Raw genomic sequence first — 7,365 nt, forward strand, 5'->3', positions numbered from 1 at the left:
ATCTAAAGGGGTAAAACGGTGCAACTTTTTTACAAACGGTACAACTTTATTCAAAACGGTACATCTTTTTTAGAAACGGTACGACTTTGTTTCAAATCAACACCAGCCTCTGATTTTCTATATTAATTATTCAACTGTAACTGATTTAGCTAAGTTACGTGGTTTGTCTACGTCACAGCCTCTGTGTAATGCTGCGTAGTAAGAAATAAGTTGTAATGTAACAACTGAAACAAGTGGAGATAACATTTCATGTACGTGTGGAATAACATACGTATCATGATCATGTTCTAAACCTTCCATTGAAATGATACATGGATTAGCGCCACGTGCTACAACTTCTTTAACATTACCTCTAATTGATAAGTTAACTTTTTCTTGAGTAGCTAAAGCAACAATTGGTGTACCTTCTTCAATTAATGCGATTGTACCGTGTTTTAATTCTCCACCAGCAAATCCTTCAGCTTGTATATAAGAGATTTCTTTAAGTTTTAATGCGCCTTCTAGACCTACATAGTAATCCATTGTACGGCCAATGAAGAATGCGTTACGTGTTGTTTCTAAGAAATCTTTAGCAATTTGTTCCATTTTTGGAGCGTCATCAACTATTGCTGTAATTGCAGTAGTCACTTTTGCTAATTCAGGGATAATATCTACACCTGTATTTTTGTTATGTGCATTAGCTACTACTTGAGAAAGTATTGCTAATACTGCTATTTGAGCTGTATATGCTTTTGTAGACGCAACAGCGATTTCTGGACCAGCATGTAAGATTAATGTATGATCCGCTTCACGTGATAGTGTAGAGCCTGGTACGTTTGTAATTGTTAAAGCTTTATGTCCTAAACGTTTAGCTTCTACTAATACTGCACGGCTATCTGCTGTTTCACCTGATTGTGAGATAAAGATGAATAATGGTTTTTTAGACAATATAGGCATGTTATAAACAAACTCTGAAGCAACATGTACTTCAGTTGGTACTTCAGCCCATTTTTCAATAAATTCTTTACCAACTAAACCGGCATGGTAACTCGTACCACAAGCAACGATATAAATTCTGTCAGCTTGAGCTACATCATCTATAATTGCTTTATCAATTTTAAGATTGCCTTCTTCGTCTTGATAATTTTGAATGATATTACGCATTACACCAGGTTGTTCATGAATTTCTTTTAACATGTAATGATCATAAGTACCTTTTTCAACGTCTGAAGCATCAATTTCTGCTTTATAGCTATCTCTTTCAATCACTTTACCATCTTGATCTTTAATAATTACTTCATCGCGTTTAACGATTACGATTTCATTATCAACTAATTCTTTATAAGTATCCGTAACAGCTAACATTGCAATTGCATCTGAAGCGATAACATTAAAGTCTTCTCCGATACCTACTAATAAAGGTGATTTGTTTTTAGCTACATAAATTGTATCTGCATCTTGTTCATCTAATAAACCAAGTGCATAAGAACCATGTAATAATGATAATACTTTATTGAAAGCTTCTTCAGTAGTTAATCCTTCATTTGAGAAGTACTCGATTAATTCGACAATTACTTCAGTATCAGTATCTGATTTGAATGTAATGCCTTCTAAATATTCACTCTTAAGTTGTTCATAATTTTCAATTACACCATTGTGTACTAATGTAAAACGACCAGATGTTGATTGATGTGGATGAGCATTTTCATAGTTTGGTACACCATGTGTTGCCCAACGAGTATGACCAATACCAATATTTCCATCAAAATCATCTGAAGCTGCTTTACGTAACTCAGCAATTCTTCCTTTTGCTTTAAATACTTTAATTTCTTCTTCGTTTCTAACAGCAATACCAGCTGAATCATAACCTCTATATTCTAATTTTTCTAATCCTTTAAGTAATAATTCTTTAGCATTTGCTGTACCTATATATCCTACTATTCCACACATAAACAAAATTCCTCCAATTTTAAATAAGCGGTTAGACACCAAAAAATTGTCCAGTCGCTTTCAATACATTCTTTAATTTATGGCTATTTCAATGGCTTTGGACATACAGTCACCTATATGCTTTAAACATTGAACTTTCGAATGGGCCACATCCGGGATAGCATCCGCCGATAATTCGATAACTATCCTCCTCGTCAACAAAGGCAACTACATTCATTCAACATGTATCTGTTTATACACGCATCATTAATCATGTATGACCATTGTTCAGGCGCTATAAGTTTCCTTATTTTAGTATAATTCCTCCTTAAGTAAGCTTCCTTCATTCTACAATGAAACTGTATGTTGTGCAATTATAATACTATATTTCATACAAATATAGTACTTTTGCTAGATATATTAATTATAAAAAAAGAGGCAAAGACAAATTAATTGTCTCCACCTCAATTCGTACTATTCAATACCCATTTCTTCTTTTACAACATCTGCAATGCTGTTTACGTATCTTTCAGCATCTTCTTCTGTTTTAGCTTCAACCATAACTCTAACTAATGGTTCTGTTCCTGAAGGTCTTACTAATATACGTCCTTCACCATTCATTTCAACTTCAACTTTAGTCATAATTTCTGACACTTTTGTATTTTCTTCCACTCCAAATTTGTTTGAAACTCTAACATTTACTAATCTTTGTGGATATTTTTTCATTTTGCTTGTTAAATCACTTAAACTTTTGCCTGATCTTTTTATAATACTTGCTAAGTGTGCACCAGTTAATAAACCGTCACCAGTTGTATTATAATCCATAAGAACAATATGTCCCGACTGTTCTCCACCAAGGCTATAAGACCCATGTCTCATTTCTTCAACGACATATCTATCGCCAACTTTTGTTTTGTTTGATTTAATGCCTTCTTCTTCTAACGCTTTATAAAAGCCTAAATTACTCATAACAGTCGAAACAACCATATTATCTTTTAACTCACCATTTTTAGCCATATCTTGTGCTAAAACAAACATAATTTGGTCACCATCAACGATTTGTCCTTTTTCGTCTACAGCAATTATTCTGTCACCATCGCCATCAAAAGCTAATCCTAAATCAGCATCATGTTCTAGTACCGATTTAGCTAATTCTTCTGGATGTGTAGAACCAACATTTAAATTAATATTGTATCCATCAGGTTTACAACCAATTGTTTCACTTGTCGCTTCTAAGTCACCAAATAAGTATGGTGCTAGTGAATAAGTGGCACCGTGTGCACCATCCAATACAATTTTCAATCCGTCTAAATCACCATCAACCGTAGATTTAATATAGCTAATATATTTTTGAGCACCTTCAAAGTAATCAGAAATAGGATTCAATTGATTACCAGTTGGTCTTGGTAAGTTATCTTCTGAAGAGTCTATTAATTTTTCAATTTCTAATTCTTCATCATCCGTTAATTTAAAGCCATCTGGACCAAAGAATTTAATACCGTTGTCAGCTACAGGGTTATGAGATGCACTAATCATTACCCCAAGATCAGCATCCATTTCTCTCGTTAAATATGCAACACCTGGAGTTGATATTACTCCTAATCTCATTACTTCTGCACCAATTGACGAAAGACCTGCTATTAAAGCAGATTCTAACATTTCCCCTGAAACACGTGTGTCTCTACCAACTAAAACTTTTGGATTCTCACTATTATGCTTCTTTGATAATACATAACCACCAAATCTACCTAATTTGAATGCAATTTCCGGTGTTAACTCAGAATTTGCTACACCTCTTACACCATCAGTACCAAAATATTTGCCCATTATAATTCTCCTTTATTTCCATTAGTTTTTAGAAGTTGTAATTTTTGCTTCAACATCTTTATATTCTGCGTCATCCACACCATCTGGCAAGTTTAAATCTACTTTTTTAGTTGTATTCCCGTCAACGTTAGAAACGTCTACAGGTACATCTATTGATTCAATACCATCTAGTACATTACGCGAACCATATATTTTAACTTCAGATTTATCTAAATTAATTCCATCAATACTAACACCTTTTGATGAAGTACCCTTTGTAATAGGATTTAAACTTACTGTTTTACTAGATCTAGCTACTTTAATATTAACATTTACGGTATCTGGTCTAATTTGCACATCCAATTTATTTAAATTGCTATCAAGTACACTTATACCAGCTTTTTCAGTCGTATCGTCTGTTAATTGTTTATTTTCATCTAATGTTGCCTTAACATATGAAATCTTATTCAGTTCTTCCTGCCCACCTGTAATAGTGACTTGTGAAGGATTTACTGTCTCTCCGACTAATTCGTATCCTGAAGCAATTCTATTTTGATTTATTTCTGCTTCAATTGGATATTTTTTAGACACTTTATCTTGTAGTGAAACATTAGCACTTTTTGGAATCACAGTTGCTTTCAATTCATCACTTAAACCTTTAATCTTAAATTCTTCTTTATACTGACCAACTGATTTGTTTTTTAAATCTAACTCTACTTTAAAATTCAATAATTTTTCAGCTTGTAATATTGTAGACTGCGGTCCTGAAACTTTAACGTCTACTGTTTTAGGTGCACCAGACAAATATAATTCTTTCGTATCATACAACGTATCGACAGGTACATCTTCTATTGTATGATCAGAACTTTTTAAAGCATTTTCTGAAAACAAACTGCCAAACACATTATTAACAGATAAAAACATGAGTAATGCTAGCACTAAAGCTACAAAACGTAATCCCCATTTAGATTCTAGCATCTACTTCACATCCTTTCTGTTTTGAACAGATCCAAACCAATGCTCAACTAGTAACTCTCTAAATGCTTCGCTTGATATTTCTTTTCTAAGTTTGCCATTAATTGTTACAGAAATTGAACCCGTTTCTTCAGATACAACAACTGTAAACGCGTCTGATACTTCTGAAATACCTACAGCTGCTCTATGTCTAGTTCCTAGACTTTTAGAGATTTTTTGACTATCTGATAAAGGTAAATAACTCGCTGCTGTAGCAATTTTTTGTTCTTGAATAATCATCGCACCATCGTGTAATGGTGTATTAGGAATGAATATATTAGTCAGTAACTCTTGAGAAATATCAGCATTTATTGGTATACCCGTTTCTATGTAATCTTGCAATCCTGTTTCTTTCTCGAACACAATTAATGCTCCAATTCTTCTTTTTGCCATATATTGTACTGCTTTATCGACACTATCAGTTAATCTTTCTTGTTCTGCTGATGTCGCTACATTAACTCGTTTAAATAAACTTCCGCGCCCTAATTGTTCCAAAGCTCTTCTGAACTCAGGTTGGAATATTACAATAATAGCTAAAAAACCCCATTGTAATACAAAATCAAACAGGAGCGTAGTAGTTGTTAAATTTAAAAAATTACTTATTGTTCTACCTATTATGATGAAAAATATACCTTTTAATAATTGTATCGCTTTTGTACCTTTAACTACAGTTATGATCAAGTACAATACATACCATACAATAATCAAATCAAGTATACCTGTAATAACCTTTAAGGCACTCAATTCACCAAAAATATCAGGTAACTGCATAGTATCTCCTCCGCCTTTCATTTACCTAGTGCTTATTATAACAATTTTTTCAGTATATTGTTAATTTAATTATATATAAAACAAAAAAGCCTCTTTAAAAGAGACTTCTTAATTTAAATACATCTATATATCGTTGTCAATTATAATAACTTTTCACCAAAAAATGATCCCATTAAACCTATCGCTTGATGTGCAGTCTTATTATATTCATCAATTAAAGGATTAACTTCTACTAAATCAGCAGAAACAATCAAGTTTGATTCATTTAACATTTCCATTGCTAAATGACTTTCTCTGTATGTTGCCCCTCCAGGTACAGTCGTTCCAGTACCTGGCGTTTCAACTGGGTCTAACGCATCAACATCAAGTGAAAGATGAATACCATCCGTTTTAGCTTTTAAATAATCAATAGTTTCAGAAATAACTTTACTCATTCCAAGTCTATCGATATCTGCCATAGTATATGTAAGTATACCTTGTTCTTTTATATATTTCTTTTCTCCATCATCTAAATCTCTCATACCTATTAATACAACATTTTCAGGTTTAACTTTATTTTTATACCCACCAATATTAGTGAGATTTTCATTTCCATCTCCTAATAAAGCTCTTAAAGGCATTCCATGAATATTTCCACTTGGAGAAGATTCTATTGTATTTAAATCACCATGTGCATCATACCAAATGACCCCTAAATTCTCATAGTGTTTACTTATACCTGCAATAGAACCTATAGATAATGAATGATCTCCACCTAAAATTAATGGGAAGTTACCATTATTCTTCGTTTCATTTACAGCTTCATATAAATTGTTTGAAAATGAAATAACTTCATCTAAATTTCTTAATCCATTCTGTTCACTTTTATATTTTTTCATATCTATTACTGGAGATTCCACATTCCCTTTGTCTATTACTTCATGACCTGTATTCTCAATTCTTTCAATTAAACCAGCATATCTTAAAGCATCTGGTCCAAAATTAACCCCTAATTTACGCTGACCAAAAGCCGTTGGAGCACCGATTATTTCAATGCGCTTATTCATAATTTAATATCCCCCTTATTTAGCATTACTATTACATTCTATTATATGTAAGCACTTACATCAAGCTATACAAGGGTTCTTGGATAATATTAATATATCCCAAATATTTATACACTCATGCATAAACATCTTGCATAATTTATTTATATAAATATACAAAAAAAGAGACGTTAGCTTAAACTAACGTCTCTTACTTATGAGCCATAGAGGATTCGAACCTCTGACCCTCTGATTAAAAGTCAGATGCTCTACCAACTGAGCTAATGGCTCTAAAATGGCTGGGCTAGCTGGATTCGAACCAGCGGGTGACGGAGTCAAAGTCCGTTGCCTTACCGCTTGGCTATAGCCCAATCATGGTGGAGGGGGGCAGATTCGAACTGCCGAACCCGAAGGAGCGGATTTACAGTCCGCCGCGTTTAGCCACTTCGCTACCCCTCCAGCTTATTTTTTTAAATGGTGGAGAATGACGGGTTCGAACCGCCGACCCTCTGCTTGTAAGGCAGATGCTCTCCCAGCTGAGCTAATTCTCCATAAATAAAATGACCCCTACGGGATTCGAACCCGTGTTACCGCCGTGAAAGGGCGGTGTCTTAACCGCTTGACCAAGGGGCCATGGCTCCACAGGTAGGACTCGAACCTACGACCGATCGGTTAACAGCCGATAGCTCTACCACTGAGCTACTGTGGAAAAATAAATATTTGCCCGGCAACGTCCTACTCTCGCGGAACATAAGCCCAACTACCATCGGCGCTAAAGAGCTTAACTTCTGTGTTCGGCATGGGAACAGGTGTGACCTCTTTGCTATCGTCACCAGACAAA

The 7,365-nt window shown here is 34.2% G+C and carries 5 protein-coding genes, 6 tRNA genes and 1 rRNA gene; all 12 read right to left on the bottom strand.

Annotated elements, in window-relative coordinates:
• Positions 1-126 precede the first annotated feature (126 nt).
• Complete coding sequence (gene glmS / locus CD129_RS08450) at positions 127-1,929, bottom strand: glutamine--fructose-6-phosphate transaminase (isomerizing) (protein WP_107509158.1); 1,803 nt, start codon at positions 1,927-1,929, stop codon at positions 127-129.
• A gap of 453 nt (positions 1,930-2,382) precedes the next feature.
• Positions 2,383-3,735 carry a phosphoglucosamine mutase gene (gene glmM, locus CD129_RS08455; RefSeq protein ID WP_115337135.1) on the bottom strand — a complete coding sequence of 451 codons (1,353 nt, stop codon included), beginning with the start codon at positions 3,733-3,735 and terminating at the stop codon, positions 2,383-2,385.
• A 21-nt stretch (positions 3,736-3,756) separates the two neighbouring features.
• On the bottom strand, positions 3,757-4,692 hold the full coding sequence (locus tag CD129_RS08460) for a CdaR family protein (RefSeq protein ID WP_078358452.1): 936 nt from the start codon (positions 4,690-4,692) through the stop codon (positions 3,757-3,759).
• Positions 4,693-5,499: a diadenylate cyclase CdaA gene (gene cdaA / locus CD129_RS08465; protein WP_078358453.1), complete on the bottom strand. Its 807-nt coding sequence runs from the start codon at positions 5,497-5,499 to the stop codon at positions 4,693-4,695.
• 140 nt (positions 5,500-5,639) lie between these two features.
• On the bottom strand, positions 5,640-6,545 hold the full coding sequence (gene rocF / locus CD129_RS08470; protein ID WP_078358454.1) for an arginase: 906 nt from the start codon (positions 6,543-6,545) through the stop codon (positions 5,640-5,642).
• Between the two features lie 197 nt (positions 6,546-6,742).
• Positions 6,743-6,815, bottom strand: a tRNA-Lys gene (locus tag CD129_RS08475).
• Between the two features lie 5 nt (positions 6,816-6,820).
• A tRNA-Gln gene (locus CD129_RS08480) sits at positions 6,821-6,895 on the bottom strand.
• 4 nt (positions 6,896-6,899) lie between these two features.
• Positions 6,900-6,983 (bottom strand) — tRNA-Tyr (locus CD129_RS08485).
• Positions 6,984-6,999: 16 nt separating this feature from the next.
• Positions 7,000-7,075 (bottom strand) — tRNA-Val (locus CD129_RS08490).
• A gap of 10 nt (positions 7,076-7,085) precedes the next feature.
• A tRNA-Glu gene (locus CD129_RS08495) sits at positions 7,086-7,157 on the bottom strand.
• A gap of 1 nt (position 7,158) precedes the next feature.
• A tRNA-Asn gene (locus CD129_RS08500) sits at positions 7,159-7,233 on the bottom strand.
• A 13-nt stretch (positions 7,234-7,246) separates the two neighbouring features.
• Positions 7,247-7,361, bottom strand: a 5S ribosomal RNA gene (rrf, locus tag CD129_RS08505).
• Between the last annotated feature and the right edge of the window lie 4 nt (positions 7,362-7,365).

The sequence above is a fragment of the Mammaliicoccus fleurettii genome (assembly GCF_003970575.1).
Lineage (GTDB): Bacteria > Bacillota > Bacilli > Staphylococcales > Staphylococcaceae > Mammaliicoccus > Mammaliicoccus fleurettii.